General features: G+C 71.1%; 16 protein-coding genes. 3 read left to right on the top strand and 13 right to left on the bottom strand.

Going from position 1 to position 17,160, the window contains the following annotated elements:
• Positions 1-81: 81 nt before the first annotated feature.
• The 11 genes from ACFYWS_RS33030 to ACFYWS_RS32980 form a co-directional block, all read right to left on the bottom strand.
• A complete protein-coding gene (locus tag ACFYWS_RS33030) occupies positions 82-1,311 on the bottom strand; it encodes an arsenic transporter (protein ID WP_389282565.1) in 1,230 nt (409 codons plus the stop codon).
• Positions 1,312-1,493: 182 nt separating this feature from the next.
• Entirely contained in the window at positions 1,494-3,008 is a 1,515-nt protein-coding gene (gene gatB / locus ACFYWS_RS33025; protein ID WP_389282563.1) for an Asp-tRNA(Asn)/Glu-tRNA(Gln) amidotransferase subunit GatB, read from the bottom strand.
• Positions 3,009-3,024: 16 nt separating this feature from the next.
• Positions 3,025-3,258 carry a hypothetical protein gene (locus ACFYWS_RS33020; RefSeq protein WP_389282792.1) on the bottom strand — a complete coding sequence of 78 codons (234 nt, stop codon included), beginning with the start codon at positions 3,256-3,258 and terminating at the stop codon, positions 3,025-3,027.
• 5 nt (positions 3,259-3,263) lie between these two features.
• Entirely contained in the window at positions 3,264-4,769 is a 1,506-nt protein-coding gene (gene gatA, locus ACFYWS_RS33015; protein WP_389282562.1) for an Asp-tRNA(Asn)/Glu-tRNA(Gln) amidotransferase subunit GatA, read from the bottom strand.
• Positions 4,770-4,775: 6 nt separating this feature from the next.
• Complete coding sequence (gene gatC / locus ACFYWS_RS33010; protein WP_016432511.1) at positions 4,776-5,072, bottom strand: Asp-tRNA(Asn)/Glu-tRNA(Gln) amidotransferase subunit GatC; 297 nt, start codon at positions 5,070-5,072, stop codon at positions 4,776-4,778.
• 264 nt (positions 5,073-5,336) lie between these two features.
• Positions 5,337-7,889: an EAL domain-containing protein gene (locus tag ACFYWS_RS33005; protein ID WP_389282560.1), complete on the bottom strand. Its 2,553-nt coding sequence runs from the start codon at positions 7,887-7,889 to the stop codon at positions 5,337-5,339.
• 228 nt (positions 7,890-8,117) lie between these two features.
• Positions 8,118-10,319 (bottom strand): NAD-dependent DNA ligase LigA, encoded by a 2,202-nt coding sequence (gene ligA, locus ACFYWS_RS33000; protein ID WP_389282790.1) that lies wholly within the window; start codon positions 10,317-10,319, stop codon positions 8,118-8,120.
• A gap of 32 nt (positions 10,320-10,351) precedes the next feature.
• The gene (locus ACFYWS_RS32995) at positions 10,352-11,371 is read right to left on the bottom strand and encodes a methionine synthase (protein ID WP_389282558.1); all 1,020 of its coding nucleotides are present in this window, start codon (positions 11,369-11,371) and stop codon (positions 10,352-10,354) included.
• Between the two features lie 42 nt (positions 11,372-11,413).
• Positions 11,414-12,112, bottom strand: a complete 699-nt coding sequence (locus tag ACFYWS_RS32990) for an SDR family oxidoreductase (protein WP_389282556.1) — start codon at positions 12,110-12,112, stop codon at positions 11,414-11,416.
• A 7-nt stretch (positions 12,113-12,119) separates the two neighbouring features.
• On the bottom strand, positions 12,120-12,665 hold the full coding sequence (locus ACFYWS_RS32985; protein WP_389282554.1) for a TIGR00730 family Rossman fold protein: 546 nt from the start codon (positions 12,663-12,665) through the stop codon (positions 12,120-12,122).
• Positions 12,666-12,708: 43 nt separating this feature from the next.
• The gene (locus ACFYWS_RS32980) at positions 12,709-12,969 is read right to left on the bottom strand and encodes a hypothetical protein (RefSeq protein ID WP_389282552.1); all 261 of its coding nucleotides are present in this window, start codon (positions 12,967-12,969) and stop codon (positions 12,709-12,711) included.
• Positions 12,970-13,052: 83 nt separating this feature from the next.
• Between ACFYWS_RS32980 and ACFYWS_RS32975 the strand changes: the two genes are divergently transcribed.
• Positions 13,053-13,382 carry a DUF427 domain-containing protein gene (locus tag ACFYWS_RS32975; protein WP_389282788.1) on the top strand — a complete coding sequence of 110 codons (330 nt, stop codon included), beginning with the start codon at positions 13,053-13,055 and terminating at the stop codon, positions 13,380-13,382.
• A gap of 59 nt (positions 13,383-13,441) precedes the next feature.
• The gene (locus ACFYWS_RS32970; protein ID WP_389282551.1) at positions 13,442-13,870 is read left to right on the top strand and encodes a hypothetical protein; all 429 of its coding nucleotides are present in this window, start codon (positions 13,442-13,444) and stop codon (positions 13,868-13,870) included.
• Between the two features lie 158 nt (positions 13,871-14,028).
• Here the strand turns inward: ACFYWS_RS32970 and mnmA are convergent, their stop codons facing one another.
• A complete protein-coding gene (mnmA, locus tag ACFYWS_RS32965) occupies positions 14,029-15,171 on the bottom strand; it encodes a tRNA 2-thiouridine(34) synthase MnmA (protein ID WP_389282550.1) in 1,143 nt (380 codons plus the stop codon).
• Between the two features lie 84 nt (positions 15,172-15,255).
• On the opposite strand from mnmA, the gene ACFYWS_RS32960 reads away from it, so the two are divergent.
• Entirely contained in the window at positions 15,256-15,951 is a 696-nt protein-coding gene (locus ACFYWS_RS32960) for an N-acetylmuramoyl-L-alanine amidase (protein WP_389282549.1), read from the top strand.
• Positions 15,952-15,958: 7 nt separating this feature from the next.
• Here ACFYWS_RS32960 and ACFYWS_RS32955 read toward each other — a convergent pair whose 3' ends face one another.
• The gene (locus tag ACFYWS_RS32955) at positions 15,959-17,128 is read right to left on the bottom strand and encodes a cysteine desulfurase family protein (RefSeq protein ID WP_389282547.1); all 1,170 of its coding nucleotides are present in this window, start codon (positions 17,126-17,128) and stop codon (positions 15,959-15,961) included.
• Between the last annotated feature and the right edge of the window lie 32 nt (positions 17,129-17,160).

The raw sequence follows: 17,160 nt of genomic DNA, 5'->3' as shown, positions 1-17,160 counted from the left end.
TGAGCAATGACGAGACACTCTTACAGCAGGAAGTGATCTTTTGTCGCTTTCGTGTCCTTACTCACAAGGGGCGCGGAGCCCTCACATGGAGAGCCCGGCCCACAGCGCCACCGTCGACGCCGCCAGCGTCGCGGGGACCGTGAGCAGCCCGAGCCGCGTGAACTCACCCAACTCGGGCTCGGTGCCGTGGTCGTGCACGATGCGGCGCCACAGCAGGGTCGCCAGGGAGCCGACGTACGTGAGATTGGGGCCGAGGTTGACGCCGATCAGGGCGGCGAGCACAGGACCTGGGCCCATCGGGGTGACGACCGGGAGCAGGGCGAGGATCGCCGGCACGTTGTTGATGACGTTGGAGAGCAGCGCCGCCACCCCGGCGATCGCGAGCAGTGTGGGCAGCGACGAACCGTCCGGCAGGAGGCGGGCGATGGCGTCGCCGAGCCCGTTGTCGACCACGGCCTTGACCACGACGCCGAGCGCGAGGACGAAGAGGCAGAACGGCAGGTTGGCGGCCTTGAGCAGTTCCACCGGGGTGCTGTGGCGGCGGGCGAGGGCCCGGGTGCCGAGCACGGCCGCCCCCGCGAAGGCGGCCCACAGCGGCTCGATGCCCGCGAAGGACGTGACGACGAATCCGGCGAGCGTGAGCGCGAGCACCGTCAGGGTGAACAGCGGGACACCTGGCGGCTCTTCGGGGTCCGGATCGTGCGCGGGCGCCGCCAGGTCGTCGGCGAAGTAGCGGCGGAACACCACGTATTCGATACCGATCGCCACCAGCCACGGGAGCGCCATGAGCCCGGCGAAGTGCGTGAACGTGAGCCCGCTCGCCGCGAAGGCCAGCAGGTTCGTGAGGTTCGATACGGGCAGCAGGAGGGACGCCGAGTTGGCGAGGTGGGCGCTCGCGTAGACGTGCGGGCGCGGGCGTGCGCCGATGCGGGCCGCTGTCGCGAAGACGACCGGGGTGAGCAGGACGACGGTGGCGTCGAGGCTCAGTACGGCGGTGATCCCGGCGGCCACCGCGAAGACGCCGCCGAGCATCCGCTTCGGACTGCCGTGACAGACCCGGGCGACCGCTTCTCCGGCGGCCCTGAACAACCCCTCGTCGGCGCAGAGTTGAGCCAGAAGCAGAATCCCGGCAAGAAACCCGACGACCGGAAGCAGCTCCTGGGTCTCGGCCCAGGCATGAGCGGGCGTCACGTCTCCCGCGACCACGGCCACGACCGCCGCGGGCACGGCAACCACGGCCTCCGGCCATTTACGGGGGCGTAGGACCGCGAAGACGAGCGTGACAGCGAGAAGGGCGAGGGAGACAACCACGTTCAAGCCCTTCCGGGCGCACAAGCCACTCGGCCCATGCAAGCCCCTGCGGGCGCACAAGCCGCTCGGCCCATGCAAGCCCCTGCGGCGATTGAGCAGCGGGGTCCGGGGCGGAGCCCCGCGACGTCGGGCACGGAAAGGCGGCGAGCACCGGTAGCCCGATGCACCGCCGCCACATCCGCTCAGCCGTCGGAGACGCCCAGCTTCTCCAGAATCAGCTCCTTGACGCGCGCCGCGTCGGCCTGACCCCGGGTCGCCTTCATGACCGCACCCACAAGCGCACCCACGGCCGCCACCTTGCCGCCGCGGATCTTGTCGGCGATCGCCGCGTTGCCCGCGATCGCCTCCTCCACGGCAGTGGTGAGCGCACCCTCGTCCGAGACGACCTTCAGGCCGCGCTTCTCGACGACCTCGTCCGGCGTGCCCTCACCCTTGAGGACGCCGTCGATGACCTGGCGGGCCAGCTTGTCGTTGAGGTCACCGGAGGCGACCAGCTCGGACACGCGGGCCACCTGCTCCGGCGTGATCGGCAGGGCGCCGAGCTCGACGCCCTGGTCGTTCGCGGAGCGGGCCAGCTCGCCCATCCACCACTTGCGGGCGGACGCCGAGTCGGCGCCGGCCGCGATGGTGGCGACGATGGGCCCGATGGCGCCGGCGTTACGGATCGACTGCATGTCGTGGGCGCTGACGGCCCACTCCTCGATCAGCCGGTTGCGCTGCGTGAGCGGCATCTCCGGGAGCTCGGCGCGCAGCGCCTCGACCCACTCGCGGGACGGGGCGACGGGCACCAGGTCGGGCTCCGGGAAGTACCGGTAGTCCTCGGCGTTGTCCTTGATGCGGCCCGACGTGGTGGAGCCGTCCTCCTCGTGGAAGTGACGGGTCTCCTGCACGATCGTGCCGCCGTCGTTCAGGACGGCGGCGTGGCGCTGGATCTCGAACCGCGCCGCCCGCTCGACGGAACGCAGCGAGTTCACGTTCTTCGTCTCGGAGCGCGTGCCGAACTTCTCGCGCCCGTGCGGACGCAGCGAGAGGTTCACGTCGCAGCGCATCTGGCCCTTGTCCATGCGGGCCTCGGACACGTCGAGCGCCTTGATGACCTCGCGCAGCTCGGCGACGTACGCCTTCGCGACCTCGGGGGCCCGCTCGCCCGCGCCCTCGATCGGCTTGGTGACGATCTCGATGAGCGGGATGCCCGCGCGGTTGTAGTCGAGCAGCGAGTGCGAGGCGCCCTGGATTCGGCCGGTGGCACCGCCGACGTGCGTCGACTTGCCGGTGTCCTCCTCCATGTGGGCGCGCTCGATCTCCACGCGGAAGACCTCGCCGTCCTCCAGCTGTACGTCGAGGTAGCCGTCGAAGGCGATCGGCTCGTCGTACTGGGAGGTCTGGAAGTTCTTCGGCATGTCCGGATAGAAGTAGTTCTTCCGGGCGAAACGGCACCACTCGGCGATCGAGCAGTTGAGCGCGAGGCCGATCTTGATGGCCGACTCGACGCCGATCTCGTTCACGACCGGCAGCGCGCCGGGCAGGCCGAGGCAGGTCGGGCAGGTCTGGCTGTTGGCGTCCTGCTTCAGCTCGGTGGAGCAGCCGCAGAACATCTTGGTCCTGGTGCCGAGTTCGACATGGACCTCCAGGCCCATGACGGGGTCGTACGTCGCGAGGGCATCCTCGTACGACACCAGGTCAGTCGTGACAGTCACGGTGAAACTTTCCCTCTCAGCCCAGCAGGACGTCGTCGTCGCCCAGGCGCTTGAGCTCCCGGTAGAGGATCGCCAGGCCGGTAGCGATGGCGGCGGCGGACACGGCGGCGTCGATCAGCCGCAGCGTGTCGTTCTCGTTGCGGGCCAGCTTCGCCTGCTTCGCGACGCTGAGCGCGCCGAAGGCGGTGCTGGCCAGCGATACGTAGACGCCGGTCTTGGACTTCTTGAAGTTCTTGGCCTTCTTTGCCATGGCACTCACAGCGACGGAGCCTCCTCAAGCAGCGGGTGCCCCCACTTTTCCACGAAAGCGGCCTCGACGGCGGATCCCACCTTGTACAGGCGGTCGTCCTTCATGGCGGGGGCGATGATCTGCAGGCCGACCGGCAGGCCGTCCTCCGGCGCGAGGCCGCAGGGCAGCGACATGGCGGCGTTGCCCGCCATGTTCGACGGGATGGTGCACACGTCCGCGAGGTACATCGCCATCGGGTCGTCGGCGCGCTCGCCGATCGGGAAGGCGGTGGTCGGCGTCGCGGGCGAGACGATCACGTCCACCTGCTCGAAGGCCTTCTCGAAGTCCTTCGTGATCAGGGTGCGGACCTTCTGGGCGCTTCCGTAGTACGCGTCGTAGTAGCCGGAGCTCAGCGCGTACGTGCCCAGGATGATGCGGCGCTTGACCTCGTCGCCGAAGCCGGCCTCGCGGGTCAGCGCGGTGACGTCCTCGGCGGAGTGCGAACCGTCGTCGCCGACGCGCAGGCCGTAGCGCATGGCGTCGAAGCGCGCGAGGTTGGACGAGCACTCGGAGGGCGCGATCAGGTAGTACGCGGAGAGCGCCAGGTCGAAGGACGGGCAGTCCAGCTCGACGATCTCGGCGCCGAGCTCCTTGAGCAGGGCGACCGACTCCTGGAAGCGCTGGACGACACCGGCCTGGTAGCCCTCGCCCGCGAACTGCTTGACGACGCCGACGCGCATGCCCTGCACGCTGCCGTTCTTCGCGGCCTCGACGACCGCCGGGACCGGGGCGTCGATGGACGTGGAGTCGAGCGGGTCGTGGCCCGCGATGGCCTCGTGCAGGAGCGCCGCGTCCAGGACCGTGCGGGCGCAGGGCCCGCCCTGGTCCAGGGAGGACGAGAACGCGACCATGCCGAAGCGGGAGACGCCGCCGTAGGTCGGCTTGACGCCGACGGTGCCGGTGACGGCCGCGGGCTGGCGGATCGAGCCGCCGGTGTCCGTGCCGATGGCGAGCGGGGCCTCGTACGCGGCGAGGGAGGCGGAGGAACCGCCGCCGGAACCGCCCGGGATGCGGGTGAGGTCCCACGGGTTGCCGGTCGGGCCGTACGCGCTGTTCTCGGTGGAGGACCCCATGGCGAACTCGTCCATGTTGGTCTTGCCGAGGATGACGACGTCGGCGGCCTTCAGCTTCTTGACCAGCGTCGCGTCGTACGGCGGGATCCACCCTTCGAGGATCTTCGAGCCGACCGTGGTCGGGATCCCCTCCGTGGTGAAGATGTCCTTCAGCGCGAGCGGGACGCCGGCCAGCGGGCCGAGCTTCTCGCCGTTCTTGACCTTCGCGTCGACGGCGGCGGCCTGCTTCAGGGCGCCCTCACGGTCGACGTGCAGGAAGGCGTGCACCTTCTCGTCGACGGCACCGATGCGGGCCAGGTGGGCCTCGGTGACCTCGACGGCGGTGAGCTCGCCGGAAGCGATCTTCGCCGCGATCTCGGCGGCGGTGAGCTTGATGATGTTGACGTTGATGTCCGTCATGACTGTTTAGTCCTCCCCCAGGATCTGCGGCACCTTGAAACGCTGCTGCTCCTGGGCCGGGGCGCCGGAGAGCGCCTGCTCGGGGGTGAGCGACGGACGGACCTCGTCCTTGCGCATGACGTTCGTCAGCGGCAGCGGGTGCGAAGTCGGCGGTACGTCTTGGTCGGCGACTTCGCTGACGCGGGCGACCGCGCCGATGATGTCGTCGAGCTGGCCTGCGAAGTGGTCGAGCTCTTCGGGCTTCAGCTCCAGACGCGCCAGCCGGGCGAGGTGGGCGACCTCCTCGCGCGTGATGCCAGGCATGCGGATCCTCACGGGGTGCGTGTTCTCGGTTTGACCCCAATCCTATGGGGCGCGGCACCGTGCCGAGGAACGGGTTTCCCGGCCGCCCCCTGGTGCGCGTCACCCGTGGTTGCGGTCGCGCAGTTCCCCGCGCCCCCAAGATGCCCACCCGTGGCCGAGCGAGCCCGCAGATCGCGGCCCCTGACGGCGCACGCAGTGCGCCTTCCAGGGGCGCGGGGAACTGCGCGACCCCAGGCACGGGTGGGCGTACCGAAAACGCAGCCGTCAGCCCAGTTGGCCGTGGTCGTCGGCAGGGGCCGCCGGAAGCGCCGCAGGCAACCGTTGCCAGCCCCGGTCCCCGCGAGCCCGCAGCCACGCCGTCGTCTCGTCGGGCGGCATCGCGGCGGCGACCAGCCAGCCCTGCACCGCGTCGCAGCCGAGGTCCCGCAGCCGCTCCCACGTCTCGTCGTCCTCGACGCCCTCGGCGACGACCAGCAGGCCCAGCGAATGCGCCAGGTCGACGGTGCAGCGGACGATCTCCGCGTCCTCGTTGTCCACGGCGAGCCGGGCCACGAACGACCGGTCGATCTTCAGCTCGCTCACCGGGAGCCGCCGCAGGTGCACGAGCGACGAGTACCCGGTGCCGAAGTCGTCGAGCGACATCTTCACGCCGTGCCCGGTGAGCGCCGCCAAGGTGTCGGCCGCCCGCTGCGGGTCCTCCAGGAGTACGTGTTCCGTGATCTCCAGTTGCAGGGACCCGGCCGGGACACCGTGCCGAGCGAGCCGCGCGGCGACCGCTCCGGCGAAGCCGGGCGTGTGCACATCACGCGGCGACACGTTCACCGCGACCGGCACGTACAGCCCCTGCGCACGCCAGCGCGCGACCTGTCCGAGCGCCGTGTCCAGGACGTACTCGGTCAGGTGCGGCATCAGCCCGGACGACTCGGCGATGGCGATGAACTCGTCCGGCGGCACCCTCCCGCGCTCCGGATGCACCCACCGTACGAGCGCCTCCAGGCCCGCGACGTGCCCGTCGAACCGGACCTTCGGCTGGTAGTGCAGCTCCACCTCGCCCGCGTCGAGCGCGCGGCGCAGGTCGCCCAACAGGCCGAGCCTGTCGGGCGTGTTGGAGTCCCGCTTCGACTCGTAGACCTCCACGCCGGTGCGGTCCCGCTTGGCCTGGTACATCGCGACGTCGGCCCGGCGCAGCAGGCCCTCGGCGTCCAGCGCGTGGTCGGGGAAGACGGCGAGTCCCGCGCTCGCCTCCAGTACGAGGGTCAGACCGTCCAGGTCGAGGGGCGATCCGAGGGCCGCCACGAGATTGCGGGCCACGCGCGTCGCGGACGTCGTGGAGTCGGCGACGGGCAGCAGCACGGCGAACTCGTCACCGCCGAGGCGCGCGGCCTCCGCACCGCGCGGCAGGGCCGCTCTCAACCGATCCGCGATCTGCAACAGAAGCCGGTCACCGGCGAGGTGGCCGAGCGTGTCGTTCACCGAACGGAACCGGTCGAGGTCGATCAGCATCAGCGCGCTGCGCACCCCGATGCGCTCGGCGTCGTCGAGCGCGGTCCAGGTGCGCTCCAGCAGCCACTGCCGGTTCGGCAACCCGGTGAGCGGGTCGCGCAGTTGCTCCTCGGCGCGGGCCCGCGCGATCCACAGCGTGGAGTCGAGCGCGATCAGCGGGATCGCGAACAGCGGCAGCAGCACCGGCAGGGCGATCGCGACGACGCAGATCAGCGGCGCGATCCCGAGCAGCGCGACGGCGATCAGGCCGTGCCGGACGAGCGCGGTACGGGCGACGGTCGGAAGCCCCGAGTTCGGTGGTGCGTGCACGTACCAGAGCAGGGTGCGGCTGATCAGCAGATACGCAAGCGCCGCGAGAGCCACCTCGGGCACGGTCGACGGGCTCCAGCTCTCCGGCTTCCACGGCGCCTCGACGGACGGTACGCGGCCGAACGCGGCGAGGACGAGGGCGCCCGCCCCGATGCCGAGGATGTCGATCGCCCCGTGCAACAGGCCCTGGCGCCAGCTGTGTCTGCGGGCGATGCCGACGAGGACGACCACGGTGAGGCTGACCATGCCCGCGGGCACCCAGCCGTACAGGAGCAGCACGGCGAGGGTGAGGGCCGCGCCGGATCCGGTGCCGCCCCACCAGCGGTCGCGGCCGAGCGCGACGAGGTGGCCGACGATGACGCCGGTCAGGATCGCGAGACACCAGCCGACCGTGCCGGACGGGAAGAGCGCGTGCCCCTCCCGGAGCGACCAGTAGAAACCGCCGCCGAGCACCACGGCGGCGAGCGCCACCACCACACCTGGCAGCAGCGGCACGAGCGCGGCCCGCGAGGTCTCCCCCGGCCCCGCGAGCTGATTGCGCGCGGGTGTCGCCACCCCGACCCAGCCGCCCGCGGGGACGGTTCCGGGGAGCGGGCCCGGGGCCCTGGTGGGACCCGCGGTGCGCCCGGGCGCGGCTCGGCTGTCGCGCGTACGGTCGCCGGATATGCGGCCGCCGGGCGTGCCCGCCGCGTTCCGGGTGCGGGCCGGCAGGCCGCGCGGGGGCTGCTCGTCGGTGACGCGGGGCCGGGCCGGAGCGAGCTCCTCCGGGCCGGAGGGGGTGTGGGTGTCGATCGAAGTGCCGCTGCCCGCAGGGCGATCCTTCGCCCTGCGCTTCAACAGCCCTTCGTGGCCCGCCGCTTCGGCCCCGGACGCGGCAGGGGCCGAGGCCCCTGCCGTCCGGCCGGTGCCGAATCCGGCCGCACTCCACCATGTGCGCCAGTTCACCACGCCACCGCGACGCGGGCGCAGGCGTGAGTCCGGGGCGGCGCTCTCGGTCGGTTCCATTCCCGTCCCTCTCACTGCCGGCGGTGCCTGCGTCCGCTGCCCGCTCTCCTCGCTTCCAGTGGGCGAGGATTCGCCCCATCCGCAGCAGGACTCGGCAGGCGCACACCTCAACAGTAGGCCGCAGAAGGCTTCCACGGGCACCAGACGGACGCGCCCGGGCACGGTTGCCCGAATGAACCCGGCGTTCCGCCTGCGTCTGGTATGCGCCGATCGAGTGACCTGCGGCCGCTACTCGGCGGTCTCCTGCTCCGCGGGAAGCGCCACGTCGGCGGCGGCCTCCGGCCCCTGTTCCAGCAGGACGACGAACCCGTCCTCGTCCAGAACCGGAACCTTGACCTGCATGGCCTTGTCGTACTTGGAACCGGGGTTGTCCCCCACGACCACGAAGGACGTCTTCTTGGAAACGGAACCCGTGACCTTGGCCCCTCTGGTCTGCAGGGCCTCTTTTGCGCCATCCCGCGTGAAGTTCTGCAGCGTCCCGGTGACCACCACGGTGAGTCCTTCGAGGGGCCTCGGCCCCTCGTCCTCACCGGCCCCTTCCTCCTCCATCCTCACACCGGCCTCACGCCATTTCCGCAGAATCTCCCGATGCCAGTCCTCGGCGAACCACTGCTTCACGGAGGTGGCGATGATCCCGCCCACGCCGTCCGTGGCGGCGAGCTCCTCCTCGGTGGCCTGGTCGATGCGGTCGATGGAGCGGAACTCGCGGGCGAGCGCCTCGGCGGCGACCGGGCCGACGTGACGGATCGAAAGGCCGTTGATGACCCGGGCCAGCGGGCGGCTCTTGGCCGCCTCGATGTGCTCCAGCATCGAGACCGCGTTCTTGCGCGGCTCTCCCGCCTTCGTGGCGAAGATGTCCGCGATCTTCTCCTCGCCCGTCTTCGGATCGCGCTTGGGCAGCCCGCTGTCCTGGTCGAGGACGTACGCCCTGATGGGAAGGAGCTGGTCCATCGTGAGGCTGAACAGGTCGCCCTCGTCCGTGAGCGGCGGCTGCGTGGGCTCGAGCGGCCCGGTGAGTGCGGCGGCGGCGACGTACCCGAAGTTCTCGATGTCCAGGCTCTGACGGCCGCCCAGGTAGAACAGGCGCTCACGCAACTGGGCCGGGCACGTGCGGGCGTTGGGGCACCGGAGGTCGATGTCGCCCTCCTTCATGGCCCGCAGCAGGGTGCCGCACTCGGGGCACTCGGCGGGCATCACGAACTCGTACTCGCTGCCGTCCCGCAGGTCGGCGACGGGGCCGAGGATCTCGGGGATGACGTCACCGGCCTTGCGGATGACGACGGTGTCCCCGATGAACACGCCCTTCTTCTTGACGATCTCCTGGTTGTGCAGCGTCGCGAACTCGACCTCGGAGCCCGCCACGGTGACCGGCTCCACCTGCGCGTACGGCGTCACACGGCCCGTGCGGCCCACGCCCACGCGGATGTTGACCAGCTTGGTGTTGACCTCTTCGGGCGGGAACTTCCAGGCGATGGCCCAGCGCGGGGCGCGCGCCGTGGAGCCGAGGCGGCCCTGAAGCCGGATCTCGTCGAGCTTGACGACCGCGCCGTCGATCTCGTGGTCCACGGAGTGGCGGTTCTCTCCGTAGTACGCGATGAACTTCCGTACGCCTTCGAGGTCTTCGACCACCTTGCTGTACTTGGTGGTCGGCAGGCCCCACTCGCGCAGCAGGTCGTAGGCCTGCGAGAGACGGTCGATGTCGAAACCCTCGCGGGCGCCGATGCCGTGCACCACCATGTGCAGCGGGCGCGTGGCCGTGACGCGCGGGTCCTTCTGGCGCAGTGAACCCGCCGCCGCGTTACGGGGGTTTGCGAAGGGCTTGTCGCCCGCCTCGACGAGCCGGGCGTTCAGCTCCTCGAACTTGTCCATGGGGAAGAAGACCTCGCCGCGGACCTCGACGAGCGGCGGGATGTTGTCGCCCTTCAGGCGGTTCGGGATCTCCGTGATCGTGCGGACGTTGGACGTGATGTCCTCGCCGACCCGGCCGTCTCCACGCGTGGCCGCGCGCGTGAGCCGCCCGTCCTCGTACGTCAGGTTCACCGCCAGGCCGTCGATCTTCAGCTCGCACAGGAAGTGATAGCCGGGCGCGCCGACGTCCTTGGCGACGCGGTCGGCCCAGGCCGCCAACTCGGCGTCGTCGAAGGCGTTGTCGAGCGAGAGCATGCGCTCGCGGTGCTCGACGGAGGTGAACACCGTCTCGTACTGCCCCGCGACCTTCTGGGTCGGCGAGTCCGGCGTGCGCAGCTCGGGGTGCTTCTCCTCCAGCGCCTCCAGGGAGCGCAGAAGCTTGTCGAACTCCGCGTCGTCGACGACCGGAGCGTCGTTCACGTAGTAGCGGAAGCGGTGCTCCTCGATCTGCTCCGCCAGCTGGGCGTGCTCGTCCCGCGCCTTGGCGGGCACCGTGCCCTCGCTCTGCAGTTCGTCAGCCACCGTCTCGTCCTCCCGTTCGCCTGCGTCCACGGTCACTCAGGGTTGTCCGCGAGTGATCTCGCCGCCCGGACGCAATGGGCGAGTGCCGAGCGGGCGTACGCGGGCGACGCACCCGCGAGTCCGCATGACGGCGAGAGCACCACCGAGTCCGCGAGAGAACCCGGATTCAGCCCCAGCCTGCGCCACAGCGTCCTGACACCCATGACGCTACCGGCAGGGTCTGACAATGGGCCGTCCACGCCCGGCACGACACCGGCGACGAGTCGCAGGCCGGCCTCGACGGACTCCCCGATCACCTCGTCGTCACGCTCGGTGAGCAGCGAGAAGTCGAAGGAGACCGCGTCCGCGCCGGCCCGGCGCAGGAGGGCGAACGGCACGTCGGGGGCGCAGGAGTGGACGAGGTGCGGCCCGTCGTCGAGCACGGAGAAGACGTCCCGCAGCGTGCTCTCGACGAGCTGGCGGTCGACGGAGCGGTGCGTGCGGTACTCGCTGGCGGTCTTGATCTGTCCGCGCAGCACGGCGATGAGGGAGGGCTCGTCGAGTTGCAGCACCAATTGGGCGCCGGGCACCCGGCGGCGGACATCGGCGAGGTGCTCGCGCAGCCCCTCGGCGAGTGACCCGGCGAGGTCGCGGCACGCGCCGGGGTCGGAGAGCGCGGCCTCCCCGTTCCTCAACTCCAGTGCGGCGGCGAGCGTCCACGGCCCGACGGCCTGCACCTTGAGCGGGCCCTCGTATCCCTGCGTGAACTCCTCGAGCGCGTCGAGGTCCTCACCGAGCCACGACCTGGCGCGCTTGGTGTCCCGGCCCGGCCGGTCGCCGAGCCGCCAGCCACTGGGCTCCACGCGCGCGTACAGGTCGACCAGCATCCCTGCCGTGCGGCCGATCATGTCGGCGCCGGGGCCGCGCGCGGGCAGTTCGGCGAGGAACGGCATCCCCTGCTCCGGGCCGTCGAAGCTGCCGGTCACGGTCTTGGCGGCCTCGCGGGCATCGCCACCGGGCATCGACCCGACGCCCGTGGCCGGCCCCCACCTGAAGTCGCTCTTTTCCATCACCCAGGAAGGGTACGTAACGCCGGCCGTCGGGCGGGCGGCGCGTCAGCGGCCGGGGCGCACCGTCAGATCGTTGACCTCGGCGTCGCGCGGGAGGTCGAGCGCCATGAGGATCGTCGTGGCGATCGACTCGGGGTCGATCCAGCGCTCCGGGTCGTACTCCTTACCCTCCTGGTGGTGCACCTTGGCCTGCATGGCGCTCGCGGTGCGGCCCGGGTAGACGGAGGTCACGCGCACGCCGTTGCCGTGCTCCTCCTCGCGCAGCGCGTCCGCGAGGCCCTTCAGGCCGTGCTTGGAGGCGCCGTACGCGGACCAGCCCGCGTGGGCGTTGAGGCCGGAGCCCGAGTTCACGAAGATCACGTGCCCCTCGGCGAGGCGGAGTTGGGGCAGGAAGTGGCGGGTCAGCTCGGCCGGGGCGATGAGGTTGACGTTGAGCTGGTTGCGCCACGTCTTCGGGGTGAGCTCACCGACCTTGCCCAGGTCGACGACGCCGGCGATGTGCAGCAGCGAGTCGATCCGGTCGGGCAGCGTCTGGTGCGAGAAGGCCCAGGACAGCCTGTCCGGGTCCGCGAGGTCGCCGACGAGCGTCCGGGCGCCGGGGAACTCGGCGGCGAGCTCCTTGGCGCGGCCCGCGTCGCGCGCGTGGAGGTAGATTTCGTCGCCGCGCTCGTGCAGGCGGCGGGCGACGGCGGCGCCGATTCCGGAACCGGCGCCGGTGATCACATGTGTAGCCATGCCCGCCATGCTCGCACTACTCGACGCCGCGCGACTCCTCCAGGTAGGCCAGGGCGCCGACCGGCTCCTCGGCGAAGAACACGAGGTCAGTGAGGGGGATCGGGAGGAAGCCCTCGTCCTCCATGCGCCGGAACTGCTCCTTCAGGCCGTCGTAGAAGCCCGCGGAGTTGAGCAGCACGATCGGCTTGTCCGTCTTGCCGTGCTTCTTGAGCTCAAGGATCTCGGTGGCCTCGTCGAGCGTCCCCGTACCACCCACCATGATCACGACGGCGTCGGACTTCTCCAGGAGCAGCGCCTTGCGCTCCGCGAGGTCCTTGGCGATCACCATCCGGTCGGGCTCGGTGACGACGCGCGCCTTGGCCGCGAGGAAGTCCACGGACACCCCGGTGAGCCGCCCGCCGGCCTCCGCCACGCCATCGGCGACGACCTTCATGAGCCCGCTCTCCGAACCGCCCCACACGAGCGTGTGCCCGCCCTTGCCGAGCAGTTCGGCGAATTCACGGGCGGGGCGGGTGTAGCGCTCGTCGAGGTCGGCGGCGGAGAGGAAGACACAGATGTTCATGCCACCTACCGTACGGTCCGCCACTGACAGCCGGGCCGCCCCGTCACCGGCCGCCGAGCGGGACCCGGCGCGCAATGACCTTGCGACGGGCGATCCGCCATCCGTCCGCCTTGATGCCGATGCCCTTGGACAGGGCGTGTACGCGATCCGCGTCGACTTCGGTCAGGACGACGTTCGTGATGTGGTGGGCGACCGGGTTTCCCGCGCCGAGGGCGAGCGCGGCGTCCTTGATGGCGGCCGGGCCATGGAGGGGCGGCTGCCCGAAGTCCGAGATGTCGTAGACCTCGATGGGGTCGAGTGCCATGGAGGTCCTCTCGTAGACCTTGATCCTTCCCTTACCGCGGCCGCGCCGGGAAGAACTCGCCCACTGTGAGCGCTGACACACGTATGACTCAAGGACACACGATCACCGTTGAGCAGGGCTCGCAGCGCGTGCGGGTCGTCCACGAAGGGCAAGTGCTCGCCGAGAGCTCCCGCCCACTGGTGTTGAAGGAGACCGGCTGTCCGGTGCGGTACTACCTCCCGCCACAGGACGTACGGACCGAGCTGCTTACGCCCTCGAACACGACTACGCACTGCCCCTTCAAGGGCGACGCCTCCTACTGGTCGGTGCCTGGTGCGCAGGACCTGGTGTGGGCGTATCCGGAGCCGAAGGCCGAGGTGGCCGCCATCAAGGATCACCTGTGCTTCTACGAGGCTCAGGCCGACGCCGCATAGCCACGCGCGCGTGGTCGAATGAGGAGGTACGGCAGAGCAAGACGGAGGGTGAGGCGGACATGGCTCACGAAGACGGGCAGCAGGACGTTCCGACGGGAGGGTTCGGCGGTCCCCCGCCGCCGTTCGCACCCACGCCGCCGCCTCATCCACCGGCGGCCCCGCCGCCGCCCGCTCACCCGCCGCAGTTCGCGCCCGCGCCGCCCGGTCCCACCGGACCGGAGTTCGTGGCAGCCGACAAGCACAACGGTGTGGTCGTGGACGCGGACGGCCTGCACTTCGAGCAGGGGCCGCACGCCATCGACCTGCCCTGGCCGCACGTCCGCACGGCGAACTTCCAGCCGATGCCGTCCGGGGTGTTCATCACAGCCGCGATGTCGGACGGCGCCGTCTACACCTGCCAGGTACAGGCCCGCCGCAAGGCCGAGGCGTCCGAGTGGTGCGGCCGGCTGGGCGCCGTGTTGCAGTACTACATGCAGGGCCGCGCCTAGGGCCTGGCGTTTGGATCAGGCCGGATCAGGGAGCGGGGGCTGGGGCGTGCGATCGCAAGGCGGAGGAGGGAGGCGACGCGGAGCGTCGTCGACCGACGACAACGCCGCGAGCGTGCGTGCCAGCCCCGGCGAGCCCGGCCTGATCCAAACGACAGGCCCTAGGGCCTGGCGACCGCCGCGGCCCGCTCCGTCGTCGCGATCGTCGCCGAGCCCACCACGCGCGTGCCGTCGTACAGGACGATCGCCTGGCCGGGGGCGACGCCGCGGACGGCCTCCGTGAAGCGCACCTGCAGCTCGTCCCCCACCAGTTCCGCCGAGACCGCCGTCTCGCCGCCGTGCGCGCGCAGTTGGGCGGTGTACGTGCCGGGGCCGGAGGGCGCCGCGCCGCACCAGCGGGGCTTGATGGCGGTGAGGGCGGTGACGTCGAGGGCCTCCACGGGGCCCACCGTCACCGTGTTGTCCACCGGGGAGATGTCCAGGACGTAGCGCGGCTTGCCGTCGGGGGCGGGCCGTCCGATGCGCAGGCCCTTGCGCTGGCCGATCGTGTAGCCGAAGGCGCCTTCGTGGGTGCCGAGCTTGTCGCCCGACTCGTCGACGATGTCGCCCTCCGCCTTGCCGAGGCGGTTCGCGAGGAAGCCCTGGGTGTCGCCGTCGGCGATGAAGCAGATGTCGTGGGAGTCGGGCTTCTTGGCGACCGCCAGGTCGCGGCGCTCCGCCTCCGCGCGGATCTCTTCCTTGGTCGTGTCCGTGTCGCCCAGCGGGAACATCGCGTGGGCGAGCTGGCGGTCGTCCAGGACGCCGAGGACGTAGCTCTGGTCCTTGGCCATGTCGGCGGCGCGGTGCAGCTCACGGTCGCCGTTCCCGTTGACGATCACCTGCGCGTAGTGGCCCGTGCAGACCGCGTCGAATCCGAGGGCGAGCGCCTTGTCGAGGAGCGCGGCGAACTTGATCTTCTCGTTGCAGCGCAGGCACGGGTTCGGCGTGCGCCCCGCCTCGTACTCGGCGACGAAGTCCTCCACCACGTCCTCGCGGAAGCGGTCGGCGAGGTCCCAGACGTAGAACGGGATGCCGATGACGTCGGCCGCGCGGCGTGCGTCGCGGGAGTCCTCGATGGTGCAGCAGCCGCGGGCGCCCGTGCGGAACGATTGCGGGTTCGCCGAGAGCGCGAGGTGCACGCCGGTCACGTCGTGGCCCGCTTCGGCGGCGCGGGCCGCGGCGACGGCGGAATCCACGCCGCCCGACATGGCGGCGAGGACGCGGAGAGGACGGTCGGCGGGGAGCATCGAGGTCTGCGAAGTCATAGCACTAACAGGGTACGGGCCCGCGGGAACCGAATCGCTCGGGTATGCGTTGTTGATCTCGTACGGTACTGACGGGGGCGTCATATGGGGAAGCAGGCAGCCGGGTCCGGGAAGGGCCGCGGCGGGGACCGGGATCGCGGGATCAGCCGCCGGACCTTGATCATCGGCGGGGCGGCGTCGGCCGTGGGCGTCGGGCTGCTCGCGCGCGGTGACCTCGCCCGCATGTGGTGGCAGATGCCGGGGGTCGACAAGCCGCGCAAGGCCGGCGCGGTGGACTTCAAGGGCGCGGAGTGGGTGGCCGCGGCCTCGGCGAACTGGCGGCGGGCGGACCGGCCTGCCGACTTCTCCGTCGACCGGGTCATCGTCCATGTCACCCAGGGCAGCTACCAGGGCACCCTGAAGGTCTTCAAGGATCCGTGGCACGGGGCGGCGGCGCACTATGTGGTCCGGCAGGACGGGCACATCGCGCAGATGATCCGGGAGTTGGACGTCGCGTTCCACGCCGGGAACAAGGACTACAACGAGCGCAGTGTCGGCATCGAGCACGAGGGCTTCGTGGACCGGCCCGAGGACCTCACGGACGAGATGTACGAGGCGTCCGCGCGGCTCACCGCCCGGATATGCAGGCGCTACGACATTCCGGTCGACCGGAAGCACATCATCGGGCACGTCGAGGTGCCGGGCACCGACCACACCGATCCGGGGCCGCACTGGGACTGGGACCGGTACATACGCCTGGTGAAGGCGGCGTACGAGCGGGCCGGCTCCACCAAGGCGTAACAGCGCCCTACGTAAGCCCCGCCGAGCGCGCCCGCTCCACCACCGGGCCGATCGCCGTCGCCACCGCTTCCACATCGGCCTTCGTGGTGGTGTGGCCGAGGGAGAAGCGGAGCGTGCCGCGCGCCAGGTCCGGGTCCGTGCCGGTCGCGAGGAGGACGTGGCTGGGCTGGGCCACGCCCGCGGTGCAGGCCGAGCCCGTGGAGCACTCGATGCCCTGGGCGTCCAGGAGCAGGAGGAGCGAGTCGCCCTCGCAGCCGGGGAAGGTGAAGTGGGCGTTGGCGGGCAGCCGGCCGCCGGGCTCCGGGTCGCCGCCGAGGATCGCCTCGGGGGCGGCCGACCGGACCGCCGTGACCAGGGCGTCCCGGAGCGCGCCGATCTCGCGGGCGAACCACTCGCGCTGCTCGGTCGCGATCCGGCCGGCCGTGGCGAAGGCCGCGATCGCGGGAACGTCGAGCGTGCCGGAGCGGACGTGCCGCTCCTGCCCGCCTCCGTGCAGCACGGGGACGGGGGTGTACTCACGACCGAGGAGGAGCGCGCCGATGCCGTAGGGACCGCCGACCTTGTGGGCGGACACGGTCATCGCGGCGAGTCCGGAGGCGGCGAAGTCGACCGGGATCTGCCCGTAGGCCTGCACCGCGTCGGCGTGCAGCGGGATGGCGAACTCCCCTGCCGCGTCGGCCAGTTCACGCACCGGCTGGATCGTGCCGATCTCGTTGTTGGCCCACATGACGGTGGCGAGGGCGACGTCGTCGGGGTTGCGCGAGATCGCTTCCCGCAGCGCCTCCGCGTGCACCCGGCCGTACGCGTCGACCGGCAGGTACTCCACGGTCGCGCCCTCGTGCTCGGCGAGCCAGTGCACGGCGTCGAGCACGGCATGGTGCTCGACGGGGCTGGCGAGGACGCGGGTGCGGGCCGGGTCGGCGGCGCGGCGCGCCCAGTACAGGCCCTTGACGGCGAGGTTGTCGGCCTCGGTACCGCCGGAGGTGAACACGACCTCGCTGGGCCGGGCACCGAGCGACTCGGCGAGGGTCTCGCGGGACTCCTCGACGGTGCGCCGGGCGCGGCGCCCCGCGGCGTGCAGGGACGAGGCGTTGCCGGTGACGGCGAGCTGGGCGGTCATCACCTCGACGGCCTCCGGAAGCATCGGAGTGGTCGCGGCGTGGTCGAGGTAAGCCATGGTGGGCTCGATTCTACGAGCCCCCGTGCGCG

This window comes from Streptomyces sp. NPDC002795, assembly GCF_042888725.1.
Classification (GTDB): domain Bacteria; phylum Actinomycetota; class Actinomycetes; order Streptomycetales; family Streptomycetaceae; genus Streptomyces.
This window is presented reverse-complemented; position numbering and strand designations above follow the sequence as displayed.

What these genes read in the sequence shown, in the direction of transcription:
- ACFYWS_RS33020 (WP_389282792.1), bottom strand. Translation starts at nt 3,258, where the DNA reads ATGGCAAAGAAGGCCAAGAACTTCAAGAAGTCCAAGACCGGCGTCTAC.
- gatA (WP_389282562.1), bottom strand. Translation starts at nt 4,769, where the DNA reads ATGACGGACATCAACGTCAACATCATCAAGCTCACCGCCGCCGAGATC.
- gatC (WP_016432511.1), bottom strand. Translation starts at nt 5,072, where the DNA reads ATGCCTGGCATCACGCGCGAGGAGGTCGCCCACCTCGCCCGGCTGGCG.
- ACFYWS_RS33005 (WP_389282560.1), bottom strand. Translation starts at nt 7,889, where the DNA reads ATGGAACCGACCGAGAGCGCCGCCCCGGACTCACGCCTGCGCCCGCGT.
- ACFYWS_RS32990 (WP_389282556.1), bottom strand. Translation starts at nt 12,112, where the DNA reads ATGGCGGGCATGGCTACACATGTGATCACCGGCGCCGGTTCCGGAATC.
- ACFYWS_RS32985 (WP_389282554.1), bottom strand. Translation starts at nt 12,665, where the DNA reads ATGAACATCTGTGTCTTCCTCTCCGCCGCCGACCTCGACGAGCGCTAC.
- ACFYWS_RS32980 (WP_389282552.1), bottom strand. Translation starts at nt 12,969, where the DNA reads ATGGCACTCGACCCCATCGAGGTCTACGACATCTCGGACTTCGGGCAG.
- ACFYWS_RS32975 (WP_389282788.1), top strand. Translation starts at nt 13,053, where the DNA reads ATGACTCAAGGACACACGATCACCGTTGAGCAGGGCTCGCAGCGCGTG.
- ACFYWS_RS32970 (WP_389282551.1), top strand. Translation starts at nt 13,442, where the DNA reads ATGGCTCACGAAGACGGGCAGCAGGACGTTCCGACGGGAGGGTTCGGC.
- mnmA (WP_389282550.1), bottom strand. Translation starts at nt 15,171, where the DNA reads ATGACTTCGCAGACCTCGATGCTCCCCGCCGACCGTCCTCTCCGCGTC.
- ACFYWS_RS32960 (WP_389282549.1), top strand. Translation starts at nt 15,256, where the DNA reads ATGGGGAAGCAGGCAGCCGGGTCCGGGAAGGGCCGCGGCGGGGACCGG.
- ACFYWS_RS32955 (WP_389282547.1), bottom strand. Translation starts at nt 17,128, where the DNA reads ATGGCTTACCTCGACCACGCCGCGACCACTCCGATGCTTCCGGAGGCC.